The 19,829-nt window shown below is 65.6% G+C and carries 14 protein-coding genes and 2 rRNA genes; 13 read left to right on the top strand and 3 right to left on the bottom strand.

All coding sequences use genetic code 11. The features are described from left to right. Positions 1-131: 131 nt before the first annotated feature. Entirely contained in the window at positions 132-731 is a 600-nt protein-coding gene (locus J7D54_RS05830; RefSeq protein WP_182764296.1) for a DNA-directed RNA polymerase subunit beta, read from the bottom strand. Between the two features lie 80 nt (positions 732-811). Between J7D54_RS05830 and J7D54_RS05835 the strand changes: the two genes are divergently transcribed. The 3 genes from J7D54_RS05835 to J7D54_RS05845 are packed head-to-tail and all read left to right on the top strand — an operon-like array spanning position 812 to position 2,814. Next, positions 812-1,339, top strand: coding sequence for a TetR family transcriptional regulator (locus J7D54_RS05835; protein ID WP_182764295.1), 528 nt, complete (start codon positions 812-814; stop codon positions 1,337-1,339). A gap of 5 nt (positions 1,340-1,344) precedes the next feature. After that, complete coding sequence (locus tag J7D54_RS05840) at positions 1,345-1,695, top strand: hypothetical protein (RefSeq protein ID WP_182764294.1); 351 nt, start codon at positions 1,345-1,347, stop codon at positions 1,693-1,695. Between the two features lie 48 nt (positions 1,696-1,743). Then, the gene (locus J7D54_RS05845) at positions 1,744-2,814 is read left to right on the top strand and encodes a cytochrome P450 (protein WP_182764293.1); all 1,071 of its coding nucleotides are present in this window, start codon (positions 1,744-1,746) and stop codon (positions 2,812-2,814) included. Here the strand turns inward: J7D54_RS05845 and J7D54_RS05850 are convergent. Then, positions 2,811-3,698 carry a hypothetical protein gene (locus J7D54_RS05850; protein ID WP_182764292.1) on the bottom strand — a complete coding sequence of 296 codons (888 nt, stop codon included), beginning with the start codon at positions 3,696-3,698 and terminating at the stop codon, positions 2,811-2,813. The two genes, J7D54_RS05845 and J7D54_RS05850, sit on opposite strands and share 4 nt — an antisense overlap. 92 nt (positions 3,699-3,790) lie before the next feature. Here J7D54_RS05850 and argC point away from each other — a divergent pair, with 92 nt between their 5' ends. From argC to tyrS, 8 genes are read left to right on the top strand one after another with little or no spacing between them, the layout of a single operon-like run. Continuing rightward, positions 3,791-4,822, top strand: a complete 1,032-nt coding sequence (argC, locus tag J7D54_RS05855) for an N-acetyl-gamma-glutamyl-phosphate reductase (protein WP_182764291.1) — start codon at positions 3,791-3,793, stop codon at positions 4,820-4,822. Further along, on the top strand, positions 4,819-5,970 hold the full coding sequence (gene argJ / locus J7D54_RS05860; RefSeq protein WP_182764290.1) for a bifunctional glutamate N-acetyltransferase/amino-acid acetyltransferase ArgJ: 1,152 nt from the start codon (positions 4,819-4,821) through the stop codon (positions 5,968-5,970). Before argC ends, argJ begins: the two co-directional genes overlap by 4 nt. Then, a complete protein-coding gene (gene argB, locus J7D54_RS05865; protein ID WP_182764289.1) occupies positions 5,971-6,888 on the top strand; it encodes an acetylglutamate kinase in 918 nt (305 codons plus the stop codon). Continuing rightward, entirely contained in the window at positions 6,888-8,060 is a 1,173-nt protein-coding gene (locus tag J7D54_RS05870) for an acetylornithine transaminase (RefSeq protein ID WP_182764288.1), read from the top strand. Before argB ends, J7D54_RS05870 begins: the two co-directional genes overlap by 1 nt. Then, the gene (locus J7D54_RS05875) at positions 8,053-8,544 is read left to right on the top strand and encodes an arginine repressor (protein ID WP_182764287.1); all 492 of its coding nucleotides are present in this window, start codon (positions 8,053-8,055) and stop codon (positions 8,542-8,544) included. Before J7D54_RS05870 ends, J7D54_RS05875 begins: the two co-directional genes overlap by 8 nt. Beyond that, the gene (gene argH, locus J7D54_RS05880; protein ID WP_182764286.1) at positions 8,541-9,944 is read left to right on the top strand and encodes an argininosuccinate lyase; all 1,404 of its coding nucleotides are present in this window, start codon (positions 8,541-8,543) and stop codon (positions 9,942-9,944) included. The genes J7D54_RS05875 and argH overlap by 4 nt, the downstream gene beginning before the upstream one ends. 50 nt (positions 9,945-9,994) lie before the next feature. Then, positions 9,995-11,482 carry a carboxyl transferase domain-containing protein gene (locus J7D54_RS05885; RefSeq protein ID WP_182764285.1) on the top strand — a complete coding sequence of 496 codons (1,488 nt, stop codon included), beginning with the start codon at positions 9,995-9,997 and terminating at the stop codon, positions 11,480-11,482. 58 nt (positions 11,483-11,540) lie between these two features. Next, entirely contained in the window at positions 11,541-12,794 is a 1,254-nt protein-coding gene (gene tyrS / locus J7D54_RS05890) for a tyrosine--tRNA ligase (RefSeq protein ID WP_182764284.1), read from the top strand. A gap of 11 nt (positions 12,795-12,805) precedes the next feature. On the opposite strand, the gene J7D54_RS05895 is transcribed toward tyrS, so the two are convergent. Then, positions 12,806-13,819, bottom strand: coding sequence for a CapA family protein (locus tag J7D54_RS05895; RefSeq protein ID WP_182764283.1), 1,014 nt, complete (start codon positions 13,817-13,819; stop codon positions 12,806-12,808). 1,018 nt (positions 13,820-14,837) lie between these two features. Between J7D54_RS05895 and J7D54_RS05900 the strand changes: the two genes are divergently transcribed. Continuing rightward, positions 14,838-16,358: ribosomal RNA gene (locus J7D54_RS05900) — 16S ribosomal RNA — on the top strand. Positions 16,359-16,702: 344 nt separating this feature from the next. Further along, positions 16,703-19,794, top strand: a 23S ribosomal RNA gene (locus J7D54_RS05905). Together the 16S and 23S rRNA genes form the textbook arrangement of a ribosomal RNA operon. The last annotated feature ends 35 nt before the right edge of the window (positions 19,795-19,829 follow it).

Consider the following 19,829-nt stretch of genomic DNA (forward strand, 5'->3'; position numbering starts at 1 on the left):
CATGGCGTTGAAGAAGTGAGGGCCGGACCGCAGAACGCCTCTCGGCGCGTGGCCGCTCGAAGCGGCTTAAAGTGGAGCCCGGGGTTACCGCGGCCCGGCATCTACCGAGTGTAATGGCTCCGCGCTGAGGCTCAAGTCAGTTGCCCTGATCGCCACAGTTTCGCCTGCATCGTGAACTCCTCGGCCATCGTCGTGTAGCCGGCGGTGAGCCGCTCGTGGTCGTCGTGGCGCGGGCCCAGTTCCGCAGCTCCTGCCGCCATCACCCGGCTGAACGCGGAGGCGCGCTCGAGCGCCACGGCGAAGTCGCCGGTGAAGGCGCCGCGCAGGATCTGGTTGACCAGGACCACCACTTCCGCCGGGGTGGGGGCGTGCGGGGAGCCCGCGATGGCCTGGTTCACGCCGTCGACCTCCGCACCCCGGGCGAAGATGCGGCCCGCGTCCTCGGGGTTGGCGGCCACGGTGTGCCGGACGAGGTACAGCCGCCACAGCGCGCCGGGCAACGTCTCCGCGGGCGCGTCGGCCCACAGCTCGGCGACATCGTCGATCCCGTGCTCGTCGGCGTACCCGATCAGCCTGTCGACGATCCGCGGGTCCGGCGCTGTGCGTACCCGGTGGAGGAGAGCGGCGGCCGTGTCGTGGGCCAGCCCCCCGAGCTCTGCAGGGTCGCCGGCGCCGTGGAGCGCCTCGATGATGTCGCCGGGGCGTCGGACTGGCTTGTGGAACTCACGCATGCCTCCAGCGTAGGCGTGCCAGTAGGGTGGGCGCGTGCATATCTCCGCCGGGGCAGCCGGGCGGACAGGGAAGGGGCCTCGTGGCGCTGAGCAGGGCGGCCATCGTCGATGCCGGGTTGGCGATCCTCGACGAGTACGGCCTCGGAGACCTCAGCATGCGGCGCGTCGCGGATTCGTTGGGTGTCCAGGCGGGGGCCCTGTACTACCACGTGCCCAATAAGCAGTCGCTGCTGGCCGCGATCGCGGACCAGATCCTCGCCACGCTCACTTCGGTGGATGACCTGTCCGGTTGGGCCCACAGCCTCCGTGCTGCGCTGCTCACCCATCGCGATGCCGCCGAACTCGTGAGCTCCTCCCACGCCCTCGGCCTCGGCACCCTTGATCCGACGGCAGGTGGCCGCGACCTCCTCGCGCGTGCGGGGCACCCGGAACCTGAGGCGACGATGGCGGCTCTGCTCCACTTCGTGCTCGGGCACGTCGTCGAGGAGCAGACCCGCACCCAGATGTACGCCCTCGGAGTTCTGACGGAGTTCGACCCCGCCCTCGCGGAGCATCATTTCCGGGTCGGCGTTGACACCTTCGTGCGGGGAGTAACCCCGGTAGGGTAACTCCTATGAACCGACAGCGACGTGGTTCCCGGCCGGCGGTCTGGATCGCGGTAGTTGCGCTCGCGTGCGCCCTGATGGCCTGCACCGACACCGTGAAAGTCAGTCCGTCCACCTATTCGGGCGATCCTGATTCCCAGGCGCTCACCCTCCAGATCCAGGCCGCCGCAGGCGACACCGTTGCAGCCGCGGAGGTGACCGAGGAGACCGATGAGCAGGTCGTGATCGAGGTCCTCATCGACGAGAGCGCCCGCGACAGCGAGGACGCCGCCAGTCTCGAGGCGGTCGTGGAACTGGACAGGGTGCTGGGCACCCGGGAGGTCGTCGACACCGAGGGCCGGGCCATTCCCCAGGCCTGACGGCGCAACCCACGTGCCCCTGTTATTCCAATCCGCTAGTGTCAAACCATGAGCGCTTTCCCTGACGGCGACACCATCCGGGTGACCGGACACGCCGAGGCCCTCGCCGTGGTGCAGGACCCCGAGACGTTCTCCAGCAAGGTGTCGCGTTTCCTGCAGGTACCCAACGGGCTCGACGGTGAGGAGCACGCCGCCTTCAGGCGTGCGCTGGACCCCTACTTCAACGAGGAGCGGATGGCCGCCCTCGAAGGACCTGTCCGGGAGGTGGCCCGCCGAGCCGTCGCCGCCGTGCCTAAGGGTGAGCCCGTCGAAGTCATTCACGGCCTCGGCGTGCAGTTCGCCGTCGACGCGATGCTGGCCTGGCTCGGCTGGTCACCGGAACTCCGCCAGGAACTGATCGACTGGGTGGCGGAGAACGCCAATGCCTCCCGCTCGGGTGACCTCGAGCGCACCACAGAGGTGGCGCAGTGGTTTGACGACATCATCGGTCGCGTGGTGGACCCGCGGGCGGCGCATTTCAGCGAACCGGCCCAGGACGTCACCGACGAGCTCATCCGCCAGGAGGTGGACGGCCGGCAGCTGGCCCGGCCGGAGATCATCTCCATCCTGCGCAACTGGACGGGCGGCGACCTCGGGTCCCTGGCCCTCTGCGCCGGCGTCGTCCTGCACCAGCTTGCGCAGGACCCGGCCATCGAGGCGGAGGTCCGCTCCCGGCGCACCGACCCGTCGGCGCTCGCCGCGGCGATCGACGAGCTGCTCCGCATCGACGACCCGTTCGTCAGCAACCGACGCGTGGCCACGCGTGAGACCAAGGTGGGCGGTTGCCCCGTCGCCCACGGCCAGCGCCTCGTCGTGGACTGGACGGAGGCGAACCGGGACCCGGCGCGTTTCCAGGACCCCGACCGGTACGAGCCCGAGGCCAATGCCGGGGCGAACCTCGTCTACGGCGCCGGTCCGCACGTGTGCCCTGGGCGGCCGCTGGCCACTCTGGAGTTGCGCATCCTCCTCGAAGAGGTGCTCGACGCAACCAGGGATCTGTCGCTTCCCGCGGATCAGCCCGGCGTCCGCGCCGAACGCCCGCTGGGCGGCTGGTCGCAGAAGCCGGTCGTCTTCGCCTAGGAGCGCCTGGTGGTCCCTGCGAGGAGCAGGGCCAGCAGGCTCAGTCCGATCAGCCCGTAGACGACGTACAGCGCGGGCTGGGTGAAGTCCAGGAAGGATTGGGTGCCGCCCTCGACGATCCGGGTGCGCACCGCGGCGGCCAGGGAGTCGCCCTCGGGGAAGGCGACCCTCTCGACGGTGAGCCGACCGAACCACAGGCCCACCGCCGCCGCCGCTGCCGCCAGGAGAAGCGCCACCCAGCGGCCGCGCCGTGACCCGATGACCAGGCCGCTGACCGCCAGCGCCCCGGCCGCCGCGTAGAACCACGGCCAGTTGCGGGCGGCGCCCACGCCGTCGGCGATGGACTGGGTGATGGACTCCGACGGCTGACCCAGCGGGAGGCGGACCTCATCCAACTGGATCTGGTCGAGGTAGGGGTGCAGCGGCTCGGCCGAGACCTCCATCAGCTTCGCCTTCCCCAGTTGGGCGAAGGGGGAGAGGTCGAACCAGATGGTGGGAGCCTCCAGCGTCTCGTCCTCGCGCACGGCGTCGAGCGCCTTCACATAGGCCACACGGGAGCGGTTGATCGACTCGTTCCAGGCGCGCTGCACGCCGGGATCCGCGAGCGCCGTCACCACCGCGACGGTGATGACCTGGTTGATCTGTTCCCCGATGAGCGGCAGTTCGAGCATCTCCGCCGGCACGGCCTTCTTCGCCTCGGCCGTCAGCGTGGAGGAAAGCTCAGCGGTGATCTCGCTGTCCGAGACCAGAGGTCCGATGATGCGCTGCAGGGGCGCAGGGGTGCGCGCCAGCCGGTCCACCCAGTGGGCGCCCATGGCCCCGAACCCGACGGCCACGGCCACGAGCAGGACTGTGAGCGCGATGAACGAGCGCATGAAACTCATGTGGTAAGCGTAGACGCTGCGTCTGACGCCGGTCTGTGACCTTGGTCCCGGCGCGGTGGCATATCTATTCGATCTATGGAATAGTTTCCCCCATGACGTATTCAGTGGCGGTGGCCGGATGCACGGGCTACGCGGGCGGGGAACTGCTGAGGCTCCTGCTGCAGCATCCGGATGTGACGATCGGTGCCCTCACCGGCAACTCCAGTGTGGGTGACCGCCTGGGCAACCACCAGCCGCATCTCGCGCCGCTCGCAGATCGCGTGGTCGAGCCCACCACCGCCGAGGTGCTCGCCGGTCACGACGTCGTGTTCCTCGCGCTGCCGCACGGCACTTCCGCCGCCATCGCGGAGCAGTTGGGCGACGACGTGCTGATCGTGGACGCCGGCGCAGACTTCCGGCTCCGGGACGCCACGCAGTGGGAGAAGTTCTACGGCTCCCCGCACGCCGGCACCTGGCCCTATGGCCTACCAGAGCTGCCCGGCGCCCGCGAATCCCTCGCTGGCAGCAAGCGCGTCGCGGTGCCGGGGTGCTACCCGACGGCCACCACCCTGGCGCTCCTGCCCGCCGTCGCAGCCGGACTGATCGACGCCTCCCAGATCTCCGTCGTCGCCGCTTCGGGCACCTCGGGTGCAGGCAAATCGCTCAAGCCGCACCTGCTGGGCTCGGAGACCATGGGCAACATGAGCCCCTATGGCGTCGGCGGCCTGCACCGCCACACCCCCGAGATCGTCCAGAACCTCTCCGGCGTCACGGACTCCGCGGTGAACGTGAGCTTCACGCCGCTGCTGGTCCCCATGCCCCGGGGCATCCTGGCCACCTGCTCCGCCCCGGTCGCCGACGGCGTGACCACCGCCTCCGCCCGCGTGGCCTACGCCACCCGGTACGAGAGCGAGCCCTTCGTCGATCTCCTCCCCGAAGGCGTCTGGCCCCAGACCGCAGCCGTGGTCGGGTCCAACCGCGTCACCGTGCAGGTCGTCGTCGATGAGACGGCCGGGCGCCTGATCGCCATCTCGGCCATCGACAACCTCACCAAGGGCACCGCAGGCGGCGCCGTCCAGTCCATGAACCTCGCCCTCGGCCTGCCGGAAACCACCGGCCTCAGCACCGTGGGGGTTGCACCGTGAGCGTCACTCTCCCCAAGGGCTTCACCGCCTCCGGCGCTACGGCCGGCCTGAAGGTGTCCGGCAAGCCGGACGTCGCCGTCGTGCACAACACCGGCCCGTCCATGGCGGCCGCCGCGGTCTTCACCACCAACAGGGTCTTCGCCGCGCCGGTCAAGTGGTCACGGCAGGCTGTCTCCGACGGCCAGCTCCAGGCGGTCGTGCTCAACTCCGGTGGGGCCAACGCCTGCACCGGTGCCGAGGGCTACCAGGACTCAGCCACCACGGCAGCCCGCGTCGCCTCGAACCTCGGGCTCATCATCGACAATGTCGCCGTCTGCTCCACCGGGCTCATCGGGGTGCGGTTGCCGATGGACAAGCTCCTCCCCGGCGTCGACGCCGCGTGCTCGGCCCTCACCACGGACGGGGGAGCGGCGGCCGCTGCGGCGATCATGACCACGGACACGGTGGCCAAGCAGGCCGGCGTCACCGTCGGCCAGTGGTCGATCGGCGGCATGGCCAAGGGGGCCGGGATGCTGGCACCCGGCCTGGCCACCATGCTGGTGGTCCTCACCACCGACGCGGACCTGGGTGCCAAGGACCTCGACAAGGCCCTGCGGGAGGCCACCCGGCTCAGTTTCGACCGGGCTGATTCCGACGGCTGCATGTCCACCAATGACACCGTCGCGCTGCTGGCGTCCGGCGCCGCCGGGGTGCGCCCGGAAATCGGCGCCTTCACCGCAGCGCTGGTGGACGTCTGCCAGGACCTGGCGCGCCAGCTCATCGCCGACGCCGAGGGCGCCCAGCACGAGATCGCCATCGAGGTCACCGGAGCCGCAACCGAGCGCGACGCTGAGGTGGTCGGCCGCGAGATCGCGCGCTCCAACCTGTTCAAGTGCGCCGTCTTCGGCGGAGACCCGAACTGGGGGCGGGTGTTGTCGGCCATCGGTGTCACCGACGCGACGTTCAACGCTGACGACCTCGACGTCTCCTTCAACGGCGTCATGGTGTGCCGGGGCGGGCAGATCGGCGACGACCGCAACCTGGTCGACCTCTCCCGGCGCCATGTCGCCGTGACCGTCGACCTCCACGCCGGCAACGCCGCAGCCACCATCCTGACCAACGACCTCACGTATGACTACGTGAAGGAGAACGCGGAGTACTCCACCTAAATGATGACCAGGCCCCAACCCCATCAGCAGCCCGAACTGATCGCCAAGGCGTCCACCCTCATCGAGGCCCTGCCCTGGCTCGCCGAATACGCCGGCCAGACCGTCGTGATCAAGTACGGCGGAAACGCCATGACCGACGAGCACCTCAAGCGCGCCTTCGCGGAGGACATCGTGTTCCTGCGACGCGTCGGGGTGAAGCCGGTGGTGGTGCACGGCGGCGGGCCGCAGATCTCGTCGATGCTCAAGAAGCTGGACATCGATTCGGAGTTCCGCGGCGGCCTGCGCGTCACCACGCCGGAGGCGATGGATGTGGTGCGCATGGTCCTGGTGGGCCAGGTGGGCCGCGAACTCGTCAACCTGATCAACCAGCACGGCCCGTTCGCCGTCGGTATGTCCGGTGAGGACGGCGGTCTCTTCACCGCCAAGCGGCGCGGGCTGATGGTCGACGACGAGGAGATCGACCTCGGCCTGGTGGGCGACGTCGAGGCGGTGGACCCCGCCGGCATCAACGATCTCATCGACGCCGGGCGGATCCCCGTGGTCGCCACGGTAGCCCCGGATTCGGACGGGCAGGTGTACAACGTCAACGGCGACACCGCCGCCGCTGCGCTCGCCGTCGCGCTCGGCGCCAAGCGCCTCGTGATGCTGACCAACGTTGCGGGCGTCTACGCCAACTACCCCGACGAGAGTTCGGTCATCACGCAGATCAGCACCGACGAGGTGCGCGAGATGCTGCCCACGCTCGACGCCGGCATGATCCCCAAGATGGAGGCCTGCGTCCGGGCGGTCGACGGCGGGGTCACCTCGGCGACCGTCCTCGACGGCCGCGTCCCGCACTGCCTGCTGCTCGAGATCTTCACCAACCAGGGCGTGGGCACCATGGTCACCAACGCCGGCGTAGCGAAGGAAGACAACTGATGACGCAGGACCAACTCACGGCCAGCTACGCGGCGGTCATGATGAACGCTTTCGGCGCCCCGAAGCGCATCTTCGAGCGCGGCGAGGGCGTGCACCTCTGGGACGCCGACGGCAGGCAGTACACCGACCTGCTCTCCGGCCTGGCGGTCAATGCCCTGGGCCACGCCCATCCCGGCGTCACGCAGGCGATCACCGAGCAGCTCGGCCGCCTCGGCCACGTGTCGAACTTCTTCGCCAGCGAGCCGCAGATCCGGCTGGCGCAGCGGCTCGCCGCACTCACCGGCGATTCCGGTGCCCGGGTGTTCTTCACCAACTCCGGCACCGAGGCGAACGAGGCCGCCTTCAAACTGACCCGGCTCACCGGCCGCACGCGCATCATCGCGATGGAGGGGGCCTTCCACGGCCGCACCATGGGCGCCCTGGCCATCACCGCCAACGCGAAGTACCGCGAACCCTTCGTGCCCCTTCCGGGCGACGTCACGTTCGTCCCCTACGGCGACATCGAGGCGCTGCGGGCCGCTCTCGACGACACCGTGGCCGCCGTCGTCGTCGAGGCGGTGCAGGGAGAGAACGGCGTTGTGCCGGCGCCCGACGGCTACCTCGCCGAGATCCGCGAGCTCACGCGGGCGCACGGTGCGCTGATGTGGGTCGACGAGGTGCAGACCGGTCTCGGGCGGTGCGGCGAATACCTCGCATACCGGACGGTGAGCGCGGTCGCCGACCTCGTCACCCTGGCGAAGGGGCTCGGCAACGGTTTCCCGATCGGCGCCTGCATCGCCACCGGCGCCGCGGCAAACCTCCTGCAGCCCGGGCAGCACGGCACCACGTTCGGGGGCAACCCGGTGGCTGCCGCCGCAGGCAACGCCGTGCTCGACGCGCTGGAGGGCGGCGTGCTGGAGAACGCGCGCCGCACAGGGGAGTGGCTCGCCGACGCCGTGCGCGGCCTGAACGCGCCGTCGATCAGTGAGGTGCGCGGAAGGGGCATGCTGCTCGGCGTCGTGCTGACCGGCGAGAACGCCGCGCAGGTCGCCGACGCGGCCCTCGACGCGGGCTTCGTGATCAACGCACCGCGGCCCAACGTTATCCGGCTCGCTCCGCCGCTGATCGCGACCCCCGACGACCTGCAGCCGTTCCTCGACGCACTTCCCGCGCTGCTCCGGGACAATGCCTAAGTTGACCCGCGCCGGCCGGCTCGCCACGCTGCGTCAGTTGCTCGTGGAGGCGCGCTACACGTCGCAGGGTGAACTGATCGACGCCCTGGCCGAGCACGGCATCGCCGTGAGCCAGCCCACGCTCAGCAAGGACCTCCTCGAGCTGGGCGCCGTGCGGCAGCGCGCCGTCGGCGGTGCCCTCGTGTACGCCCCCGCAGGGGAGGAGGGCGAGGACGCCGCCCTGGAGAAGCTCGCCCGGCTGTGCGCCGAGCTGCTGCAGTCCATCCGGCACGCCGGCACCCAGATCCTCGTCAGGACGCCGCCCGGCGCGGCGCAGTATTTCGCCTCGTACCTCGACCTCGCCGGGCTCCCCGGCGTGTTGGGTACGATCGCCGGCGACGACACCGTGCTGGTGATCGCCACCGACACTGAGGCCGCCATCCGAACGGTGGGGGCCGTCTCCGAGATGACCCGCACCGGCAAACCAGCAAAGGAAGACTTGTGAGCACTGATCAGGGACGACTCTGGGGCGGCCGATTCGAGGGCGGGCCCAGCGAGGCGATGTTCGCGCTGAGCAAGTCGACCCAGTTCGACTGGCGCCTCGCCCTGCACGACATCGCCGGCTCCCGCGCCCACGCCAAGGCACTGCTGGCGGCCGGCCTGCTCACCCAGGAGCAGGCCACGGCCATGGATGAGGGGCTGGCCGAGCTGGCCCGTCGCGTCGAGGCGGGCGACTTCCTGCCCGCCGACAGCGACGAGGACGTGCACGGCGCCCTCGAGCGGGGTCTGAAGGACATCGTCGGGGCGGACCTCGGCGGCCGCATCCGCGCCGGCCGCTCGCGCAACGACCAGATCGCCACGCTGATCCGCTCCTACCTCCGCGAGGAGATCCGGCTGATCGCCCAGGACGTCGACGGTGTCCTCAGTGCGCTCGCGGCCCAGGCGGAGAAGTATCTGGGCGCCGTCATGCCCGGCCGCACGCACCTCCAGTCGGCCCAGCCCATCCTGCTCAGCCACCACCTGCTGGCCCACGCCTGGCCGCTGGTCCGCGACATCCAACGCCTCCACGACCTCGACAAGCGCCTCTCGGTCAGCCCGTACGGCTCGGCTGCCCTGGCGGGCACGTCGCTGGGCCTGAGCCCTGAGCTGGTAGCCCGGGAACTGGGCTTCGCCTCGTCCGTGCCGAACTCGATCGACGGCACCGCGGCGCGCGACCTCATCGCCGAAGCGGCGTTCGTGCTGGCGCAGATCGGCGTGGACCTGTCCCGCCTCTCCGAGGACGTCATCCTGTGGTGCACCGCAGAGTTCGGTTTCGCGACCCTCGACGACGCCTGGTCCACGGGAAGTTCGATCATGCCGCAGAAGAAGAACCCCGATGTCGCCGAACTCGCCCGGGGCAAGGCCGGCCGCCTCATCGGGAACCTGACCGGCCTGATGGCCACGCTCAAGGGTCTCCCGCTGGCCTACAACCGCGACCTGCAGGAGGACAAGGAGCCCATCTTCGACGGCATCGATCAGCTGCATGTGCTGATCCCCGCGGTCGCCGGGATGGTCGGCACGCTGACGTTCCATCCCGAGCGCATGGCAGAGGTGGCGCCGAAGGGCTTTTCGCTGGCGACGGACGTGGCGGACCACCTGGTGCGCAGCGGCGTGCCGTTCGCCGTCGCCCACGAGGTTGCCGGGGAGACCGTCCGCTACTGCGAGTCCGAGGGCATCACGCTCCAGGACCTCGCCGCGGACGACCTTCCCCGGATCTCCGCGCACCTCGACGACGCCGTCCTCGGAGTGCTCACCGTCGAGGGGTCCGTGGCGTCGCGCGACGGACGTGGCGGCACCGCGCCCGCGAGGGTCGCCGAACAGCTCGCCGAACTCCGCGCAGCCCAGGCGGCCCTGGCGGATTTCTGATGCCGGCAGGGCCCCACTAACCTGAAGCCATCCGCTGACAGGGGCAGGCAATGACGCGACTCACTGTGGACGAGATCATCTCCACCATCCTCGACGACGGCTCCGTCCGGGCCTGGGACGAGGCGATCCCGGATCCCGCCATCGTCGAGCCGTACCGCAACGACCTGGAGGCCGCCCGCGCGAGGACGGGTCGCGACGAGTCGGTCGTCGCTTGTGAGGGCACCCTCAACGGCAGACGTGTGGCCCTCGTCGCCGGTGATGCGGCCTTCCTCGGCGGGTCCATCGGGGTCTCGGCGGGGGAGCGCCTGACCCGCGCCATCGAGCGCGCCACCGCTGAGCGCCTCCCCATCATCGCGCTGCCGGTGGGCGGCGGCACCCGCATGCAGGAGGGCACCGTCGCGTTCCTCCAGATGGTCAAGATCACCGGCGCCGTCATGGCTCACAAGGACGAGCACCTGCCGTACCTCGTGTACCTGCGCAACCCCACGATGGGCGGCGTGTTCGCTTCCTGGGGATCGCTGGGGCACGTCACGCTCGCGGAGCCCGGCGCCCTCGTCGGCTTCCTGGGGCCCCGCGTGTACGAAGCGCTCTACGGCGCCCCGTTCCCGCCCGGTGTGCAACTGTCGGACAACCTGGCCGAACGCGGCGTCATCGATGCCGTGTGCGACATCGCCGACGTGCCGGCGGCCTTTGACAGACTGCTCAGCGTGGTCCAGCAGCGCGTCGGTGCGATGCCGCCGCCGCTGCCGTCCGCGGTGGAGTTGCCGGATGTCCCCGCTTGGGAGTCGGTGGCCCGCACCCGCCGCGACGACCGCCCCGGCCTCCGCGACCTCCTGGAGGTCGCCGCTTCGGACGTGACCATGCTCAACGGCACCGGCGACGGTGAGTCCCACCCCGGCTCCGTCCTGGCCGTGGCCCGTTGGGGCGATGCGCCGTGCGTCATCGTCGGGCAGGACCGACACGACCAGGGGCGGCCGCTCGACCCCGCCGCCCTCAGGGAGGTCCGACGGGGGATCCGGCTGGCCCGCGAGCTCAAGCTGCCGCTGATCTCCGTCATCGACACCCCTGGGGCGGCGCTGTCGAAGGAGGCGGAGGAGCGCGGGCTGGCCTCCGAGATCGCCCGGACGCTCAGCGAGTTGCTCACCCTGCCGAGCCCCACCGTGAGCCTCTTGATGGGGCAGGGGACCGGCGGCATCGCGCTGGCCCTGACGCCGGCAGATCGCGTGGTCGCCGCACAGCACGCCTGGCTCGCGCCGCTCCCGCCCGAGGGGGCCTCGGCGATCGTGTACCGCGACGTCGATCACGCGGCGGACATGGCCACCGCCCAGGGGGTTCGCTCGGCAGACCTGGTGACGGCCGGCATCGTCGACCGCATCGTTGCGGAGCCGGACGACCCCGCGCGGGACCGCGAGGAGTTCTGCCGACGGTTGGGCGAGGCGCTGCACGACGAGGTCGCCCGCGTCGTGACCATGCCCGGCCGCGACCGCAGGGCGATCCGCCGCAGGCGGTACCGGCAGCTCGGCTGGCCCGCGGGGTAGTCGCACCGTCAGACGGCCGCGGAACGGCTCCCCGGGAGCGGACGCTACGATGGCGCTTGTGAATGCACTACTTGACGACCTGCGTTGGCGTGGGCTGATCGCCCACTCGACCGATCCGGAGGCGCTCGCTGCGCACCTGGACGACGGGCCGGTCAAGTTCTATATCGGCTTCGACCCCACGGCGGAGAGCGTCCACACCGGCAACCTCGTGCAGGCGCTGCTGGCCCGACGGTTGCAGGACGCCGGCCACCAGCCGTTCATGCTGGTGGGCGGTGCCACCGGCCTCATCGGTGACCCGAAGGAATCAGGCGAGCGCGTGATGAACTCGGTCGAGTTGGTGCACGAATGGGTGGACAGGATCCGCGGCCAGGTGGGGCGCTACGTCAACTTCGACGGCCCGAACGCCGCCACCATGGTCAACAACTACGACTGGACCAGCACCATGTCGGTGCTCGACTTCCTGCGCGACGTCGGCAAGCATTTCCCGGTCAACCGCATGCTGGCCCGCGACGTGGTGGCCCGTCGCCTCGAGGCCGGCATCTCGTACACGGAGTTCTCCTATGTGCTCCTCCAGTCGATGGACTTCCGTGAGCTGTACCGCCGCTACGGCGTCACCCTGCAGACGGGCGGCTCGGACCAGTGGGGCAACCTGACCGCAGGTGTGGAACTCATCCGTCGTTCAGACCAGGGGAGGGCGCATGCGCTGGCCACCCCGCTGCTGACGAAGGCGGACGGCACCAAGTTCGGGAAGACCGAATCCGGCACCGTCTGGCTCGACGGCAGGCTCACCAGCCCCTACGCCTTCCACCAGTTCTTCCTGAACTCGGAGGACTCCAAGGTGGTGGACTACCTGAAGGTGTTCTCGTTCCGCTCCCGCGAGGAGATCGAGGCCCTCGAGCAGGCCACCATCGAGGCGCCCTTCAAGCGCGAGGCGCAGCGGGCGCTGGCTGATGAAGTGACCGACATCGTCCACGGAAGAGCGGAACGGGAGGCGGCTGTCGCCGCGGCCGCGGCGCTCTTCGGTCGCGGTGAGTTGCACGAACTGAGCCCGGAAACGCTCAGCAGTGTCGCCGGCGAAGTCGGTGGCGGCGAGCTGGAACCCGGGGCCACGATCGTCGACGCCATGGTCGCGGCAGGAGTGTCGAAGTCGAAGGGCGAAGCCCGTCGCACTGTGGCCGAGGGCGGCGCGTACCTCAACAACGAGAAGGTCGAGGACCCGGATGTGACGCTCGACGGGGAACGGCTGCTGCACGGTCGCTTCGCCGTCGTGCGGCGCGGGCGCAAGACGGTCGGCATCGCCAGCCTGCGCTGAGACCTCGACGGCTACTGCCGTTCAGTCAGGCCCTCTTCGCCGAGCGAGTGCACCACGGCGCGAGTGCGCGCGGCGGATTCCAACATCGCGGAGGACAGCGGCGTACCCTTCCTGAGCTCATCTGGAATGAGGTGGACCCGGGCGGGCACGCTGCCCGACTTCGCGGTGATCATGGTGGGTGCGTACTCTGCGGCGGTGGCGGTGAAGGCCCCGCCCTCCTGCTCCGTGAAGGTGATCTGGGCCACGTATCCGTCGTAGGTGTGGGGTTGGGCGGGGCCGCTGGCCGCGATCAGGTTGCCCGCCCCGTAGACCACCCACTTGCCGTTGACCTTCGTGACGGGCTGCACCACGTGGGCGTGCTGCCCGAACACGAGGTCCACCTCCGGCGCGGCAGTCACGGCTTCGGCGTAGGCGGCCTGCTGAGCGGTGACGGCGCTGGAGTACTCGTCTCCGGCGTGCATGTGCACCGCCACGAGGTCGGCCCCCGCTGCTTTGGCCGCTCTCGCTTGTGCCACAGCCCGCTCGGCGTCGAGCAGATCGACGGACCAGGGCTTACCGGCCGGCCTCGCCAGACCGTTCAGCCCGTAGGTCTGGCTCACCACGGCCACCCTCACGCCTGAGGCTGTGGTGAAGATGACCGGGGTGGACGCCTCCAGTGGCGAGGCGTAGGAGCCGGCGGTCAGGATCCCCGCAGCCCGGTGCACCTCGATCGTGCGCACCAACCCTTCCCAGCCCTGGTCCATGGTGTGGTTCGACGCCGTGGTGCACAGGTCCCAACCCGTCGCCCGGATGGCCGGGGCGATCTCCTGGGGCGCGGCGAACGTGGGGTAGTTCTCGTACGGGCCTCCCGCGGGGGCGAAGGGCACCTCCGAATGGCAGATGGCCAGATCAGCGGCCGACACGTAGTCGGTCAGGGACGCGAGCTGGGGGACGAAGTCGAACCTCCCCGAGGCCGACGCGCCGGCATCCAGCTCCGCGCTGGCCCAGAGACTGTTGTGCCACAACAGGTCCCCGCTCACGTTCACGCTGACAGTGCGGGCGGCGAACGGCCTGGGCGCCTCTAGGGCTGACGACGCAGCGGTGGGCGAAGCAGCGCTACCTGGGGGAGAGGGGAGAGGTGACGGGACCACCCCAGCCCTCATGGGGACACAACCCACCAGGAGCACCGCCGTCACAGCAGCAATGGCGCAGCCCCTCAGTCTCATGGCTCCACTGTACGAATCCCCTGCGGAGTGCACGCACCCGGATCACCCCCAGGTCTGATTTGCCGGGACTGCGGCACAGGTGTAATGTTCCTCAAGCTCCGAGGTGCACCGCACTGAATCAGGACGGACCAGGAGCCATACCCACCAAGCCGTAGCTACGGGACGAGTGTGCGTTCAGAGGAACCCGCTCCATGCCTGGGCGACGAGCGTGGGCCCGGGGCCAGCGATTTGCCGGCCTCACGGGAAACGGGTAATGTGTAGCAGGCCGCTTCGGCGGTACCAACAACTCAACAGCGATCGGCCCCAAACCAGTCGGTTTGACATCGATGAGGTGAGTCGGGTAGGGTTTGGAACCGCGAAAGCGGTTGCCAACAAGCAAAACCCCCAGTCACATGGGATTTGCTTCTGCTCTTGAACTCCTCAGCCACGTCGAAACGATTTGACAGGCCGAGCGCAAGTAAGTAAAGTTGGACGAGCCGCTCAGCGGCGAAGACAATTCAACTGCACGAGCTCAAGACGGCCCGGGTTTGACCGGCCGGCAGCAAGCGAGTAAGGTTGATCGAGTTGCCCCAAGCGGAAATCGCACTGGAAATGGTGTGTTTGATGCGCGGGTCGCACCCGAAACTTGAGAACTCAACAGTGTGCTTTAAGTCAATGCCAAATACATGCACTGGCAAGGCTTTTTGGAGTCTTGTCGTGCGAACCCGTCTCCCAGCTTTGGTTGGGGATGGATTCCTTTGAATTAATATTGATTAAAGTCCAGTTTTTTGGATTTTGTCGGTATCAAACTAGTTGACAGTTGAGCAGGTGCCTTTTGGGGTGTCTGTGCTGATAATTTTCAACGGAGAGTTTGATCCTGGCTCAGGACGAACGCTGGCGGCGTGCTTAACACATGCAAGTCGAACGGTAAGGCCCTTTCGGGGGTACACGAGTGGCGAACGGGTGAGTAACACGTGAGTAACCTGCCCTTGACTTTGGGATAACTCCTGGAAACAGGTGCTAATACCGGATACCAGCCTTCACGGCATCGTGTTGGTTTGAAAGCTCCGGCGGTCAAGGATGGACTCGCGGCCTATCAGCTTGTTGGTGAGGTAGTGGCTCACCAAGGCTTCGACGGGTAGCCGGCCTGAGAGGGTGACCGGCCACATTGGGACTGAGATACGGCCCAAACTCCTACGGGAGGCAGCAGTGGGGAATATTGCACAATGGACGCAAGTCTGATGCAGCAACGCCGCGTGCGGGATGACGGCCTTCGGGTTGTAAACCGCTTTCAGCAGGGACGAAGCGAGAGTGACGGTACCTGCAGAAGAAGCACCGGCTAACTACGTGCCAGCAGCCGCGGTGATACGTAGGGTGCGAGCGTTGTCCGGATTTATTGGGCGTAAAGAGCTTGTAGGCGGTTTGTTGCGTCGGTAGTGAAAACTCAGGGCTTAACCCTGAGCCTGCTTCCGATACGGGCAGACTTGAGGAAGGTAGGGGAGAATGGAATTCCTGGTGAAGCGGTGGAATGCGTAGATATCAGGAGGAACACCAGTGGCGAAGGCGGTTCTCTGGACCTTTCCTGACGCTGAGAAGCGAAAGCGTGGGGAGCAAACAGGCTTAGATACCCTGGTAGTCCACGCCGTAAACGGTGGGTACTAGGTGTGGGGTTCATTCCACGAACTCCGTGCCGCAGCTAACGCATTAAGTACCCCGCCTGGGGAGTACGGCCGCAAGGCTAAAACTCAAAGGAATTGACGGGGCCCCGCACAAGCGGCGGAGCATGCGGATTAATTCGATGCAACGCGAAGAACCTTACCTGGGTTTGACATATGCCGGAAACATCTAGAGATAGGTGCCCCTTTATGGTCGGTTTACAGGTGGTGCATGGCTGTCGTCAGCTCGTGTCGTGAGATGTTGGGTTAAGTCCCGCAACGAGCGCAACCCTCGTCCTATGTTGCCAGCGGGTAATGCCGGGGACTCATAGGAGACCGCCGGGGTCAACTCGGAGGAAGGTGGGGATGACGTCAAGTCATCATGCCCCTTATGTCCAGGGCTTCACGCATGCTACAATGGCCGGTACAAAGAGCTGCGAACCTGCAAGGGTGAGCGAATCTCAAAAAGCCGGTCTCAGTTCGGATTGGGGTCTGCAACTCGACCCCATGAAGTCGGAGTCGCTAGTAATCGCAGATCAGCAACGCTGCGGTGAATACGTTCCCGGGGCTTGTACACACCGCCCGTCAAGTCATGAAAGTCGGTAACACCCGAAGCCGGTGGCCTAACCCCTTGTGGGAGGGAGCCGTCGAAGGTGGGACCGGTAATTAGGACTAAGTCGTAACAAGGTAGCCGTACCGGAAGGTGCGGCTGGATCACCTCCTTTCTAAGGAGCCTGTAGCAGCACAGTTTTTGACTGTGGTGCTCATGGTCGTGTTCTGGGACAGATGTTTCCAGCGCGGCCGGCACCGGAATGTGGAACATTGACTTTTGAAGCTCGGAGGAAGTCGTTTCTCGTCAGTACAACCTGGGTCCTTGTGGTCTGGGAGTGGAAAGTCGGGGGATGGTGGGTGTCGGGCTAAGCACGCTGTTGGGTCCTGAAGGGTCGGTTGCTTGTGCAACGCCTTCTAGCGGACCATGCCGGCAGTCGCCTTTCGAGGTGGTTGTTGTCCTGGGCTCGCCCGTATTTTGAGAACTTCACAGTGGACGCGAGCATCTTTGTAGATTTTTTGACAAGCTACTAAGTGCGATCGGTGGATGCCTTGGCACCAAGAGCCGATGAAGGACGTTGTAACCTGCGATAAGCCATGGGGAGCTGGTAAACGAGCTTTGATCCGTGGATTTCCGAATAGGGAAACCTTGAAATACCGGAGTCATGTCCGGCAACCTCTGCCTGAATATATAGGGCAGTTGGAGGGAACGTGGGGAAGTGAAACATCTCAGTACCCACAGGAAGAGAAAACAATAGTGATTCCGTTAGTAGTGGCGAGCGAACGCGGAAGAGGCCAAACCTCGTGTGTGTGATAGCTGACAGGCGTTGCATGCGGGGTGTTGTGGGGCCGTTCTGGTTGCGCTGTCGAGCAGCCACAGAGTAAAAAATGATCAGTGAAGTTGAAGTGTCTGTGAATGGCACAGCAGAGAAGGTAAGACTCCTGTAGGCGTAAGTTGATCACTCTGGAGCGTCACCCCAAGTAATGCGGAACCCCTGAAATTCCGCATGAATCTGGCGGGACCATCCGCTAAGCCTAAATACTCCTTGGTGACCGATAGCGGACAAGTACCGTGAGGGAAAGGTGAAAAGTACCCCGGGAGGGGAGTGAAATAGTACCTGAAACCGATCGCATACAATCCGTCGGAGCCTTTCGGGGTGACGGCGTGCCTTTTGAAGAATGAGCCTGCGAGTTAGTGGTACGTGGCGAGGTTAACCCGTGTGGGGAAGCCGTAGCGAAAGCAAGTCCTAATAGGGCGTTTTTAGTCGCGTGCTCTAGACCCGAAGCGAAGTGATCTATCCATGGCCAGGTTGAAGCGACGGTAAGACGTCGTGGAGGACCGAACTCACTTGGGTTGAAAACCGAGGAGATGAGCTGTGGATAGGGGTGAAAGGCCAATCAAACTTCGTGATAGCTGGTTCTCCCCGAAATGCATTTAGGTGCAGCGTCGCATGTTTCTTACCGGAGGTAGAGCACTGAATGGTCTAGGGGGCCCACAAGCTTACCGAAATCAGTCAAACTCCGAATGCCGGTAAGTGAGAGTGCGGCAGTGAGACTGTGGGGGATAAGCTTCATAGTCGAGAGGGAAACAGCCCAGATCATCAGCTAAGGCCCCTAAGCGATAACTAAGTGGAAAAGGATGTGGAGTTGCGGAGACAACCAGGAGGTTGGCTTGGAAGCAGCCACCCTTGAAAGAGTGCGTAATAGCTCACTGGTCAAGTGATTCTGCGCCGACAATTTAGCGGGGCTCAAGTTATCCGCCGAAGCTATGGCATTCACACGTTTAAGCCGTAAGGTTGTGTGGATGGGTAGGGGAGCGTCGTGTGCGCAGTGAAGCGGCGGGGTGACCCAGCCGTGGAGAGCACACGAGTGAGAATGCAGGCATGAGTAGCGAAAGACGGGTGAGAAACCCGTCCGCCGAATATCCAAGGGTTCCAGGGTCAAGCTAATCTGCCCTGGGTAAGTCGGGACCTAAGGCGAGGCCGACAGGCGTAGTCGATGGACAACGGGTTGATATTCCCGTACCGGCGAAATATCGCCCCTGCCGAACTGGATGATGCTAAGCACGCGAGGTGTGGTGATGTCTTCGGACGGATCTTCACTGAGTCTGTGACCCAAGTTCATAGTAGGCAAGCTGCGGAGGGACGCAGGAAGGTAGCTCTTCTCGGTTTTGGATATACCGGGTCAAGTGTGTAGGGCGAGACGTAGGCAAATCCGCGTTTCATTAAGCCTGAGACATGATGTGTCGGCAACTTTGGTTGTCGTAAGAGTGATCCTATGCTGCCTAGAAAAGCTTCGTGAGCGAGATATTAGCCGCCCGTACCCCAAACCGACACAGGTGGATAGGTAGAGAATACTAAGGCGATCGAGAGAATCGTGGTGAAGGAACTCGGCAAAATACCCCCGTAACTTCGGAATAAGGGGGACCTGATGCGTATTAGAATTTACTTCGAAAGCGTTGAGGGTCGCAGAGACCAGGCCCAAGCGACTGTTTACTAAAAACATAGGTGCGTGCTAAGTCGTAAGACGATGTATACGCACTGACTCCTGCCCGGTGCTGGAAGGTTAAGGGGAAGGGTTAGCCTCACGGCGAAGCCTAGAACTTAAGCCCCAGTAAACGGCGGTGGTAACTATAACCATCCTAAGGTAGCGAAATTCCTTGTCGGGTAAGTTCCGACCTGCACGAATGGAGTAACGACTTGGGCGCTGTCTCCACCACGAACTCGGCGAAATTGCATTACGAGTAAAGATGCTCGTTACGCGCAGCAGGACGGAAAGACCCCGGGACCTTTACTATAGTTTGGTATTGGTGATCGGTGTGACTTGTGTAGGATAGGTGGGAGACTTTGAAGCTTGGACGCCAGTTCAGGTGGAGTCATCGTTGAAATACCACTCTGGTCACTCTGGTTATCTAACCTAGGTCCATTATCTGGATCAGGGACAGTGCCTGATGGGTAGTTTGACTGGGGCGGTCGCCTCCCAAAAGGTAACGGAGGCGCCCAAAGGTTCCCTCAGCCTGGTTGGCAATCAGGTTTCGAGTGTAAGTGCACAAGGGAGCTTGACTGCGAGAGAGACATCTCGAGCAGGGACGAAAGTCGGGACTAGTGATCTTCTGGTGGCACATGGAAGCGCCAGGACTCAACGGATAAAAGGTACCCCGGGGATAACAGGCTGATCTTGCCCGAGCGTCCATAGCGACGGCATGGTTTGGCACCTCGATGTCGGCTCGTCGCATCCTGGGGCTGGAGTCGGTCCCAAGGGTTGGGCTGTTCGCCCATTAAGCGGCACGCGAGCTGGGTTTAGAACGTCGTGAGACAGTTCGGTCCCTATCCGCTGCGCGCGTAGGAGTCTTGAGAAGAGCTGACCTTAGTACGAGAGGACCGGGTCGGACTAACCTCTGGTGTGCCAGTTGTTTACCAAAAGCACGGCTGGTTGGCTACGTTGGGACGTGATAACCGCTGAAAGCATCTAAGCGGGAAGCACACTTCAAGATGAGGACTCCCACAGAATAATCTGGTAAGGCCCCTTGTAGACCACGAGGTGATAGGTCGGATGTGGAAGCACAGCAATGTGCGGAGCTGACCGATACTAATAGGCCGAGGGCTTGTCTTTCTACAAAGATGCTACGCGTCCACTGTGAGGTTCCC

Origin of the sequence: Tessaracoccus sp. MC1865 (assembly GCF_017815535.1) — a bacterium.
GTDB lineage: Bacteria > Actinomycetota > Actinomycetes > Propionibacteriales > Propionibacteriaceae > Arachnia.

Excerpts from the sequence above, each read along its gene's own strand:
- J7D54_RS05830 (WP_182764296.1), bottom strand. The coding sequence starts at position 731 with ATGCGTGAGTTCCACAAGCCAGTCCGACGCCCCGGCGACATCATCGAG.
- J7D54_RS05840 (WP_182764294.1), top strand. The coding sequence starts at position 1,345 with ATGAACCGACAGCGACGTGGTTCCCGGCCGGCGGTCTGGATCGCGGTA.
- J7D54_RS05845 (WP_182764293.1), top strand. The coding sequence starts at position 1,744 with ATGAGCGCTTTCCCTGACGGCGACACCATCCGGGTGACCGGACACGCC.
- J7D54_RS05850 (WP_182764292.1), bottom strand. The coding sequence starts at position 3,698 with ATGAGTTTCATGCGCTCGTTCATCGCGCTCACAGTCCTGCTCGTGGCC.
- argC (WP_182764291.1), top strand. The coding sequence starts at position 3,791 with ATGACGTATTCAGTGGCGGTGGCCGGATGCACGGGCTACGCGGGCGGG.
- argB (WP_182764289.1), top strand. The coding sequence starts at position 5,971 with ATGATGACCAGGCCCCAACCCCATCAGCAGCCCGAACTGATCGCCAAG.
- J7D54_RS05870 (WP_182764288.1), top strand. The coding sequence starts at position 6,888 with ATGACGCAGGACCAACTCACGGCCAGCTACGCGGCGGTCATGATGAAC.
- J7D54_RS05875 (WP_182764287.1), top strand. The coding sequence starts at position 8,053 with ATGCCTAAGTTGACCCGCGCCGGCCGGCTCGCCACGCTGCGTCAGTTG.
- J7D54_RS05885 (WP_182764285.1), top strand. The coding sequence starts at position 9,995 with ATGACGCGACTCACTGTGGACGAGATCATCTCCACCATCCTCGACGAC.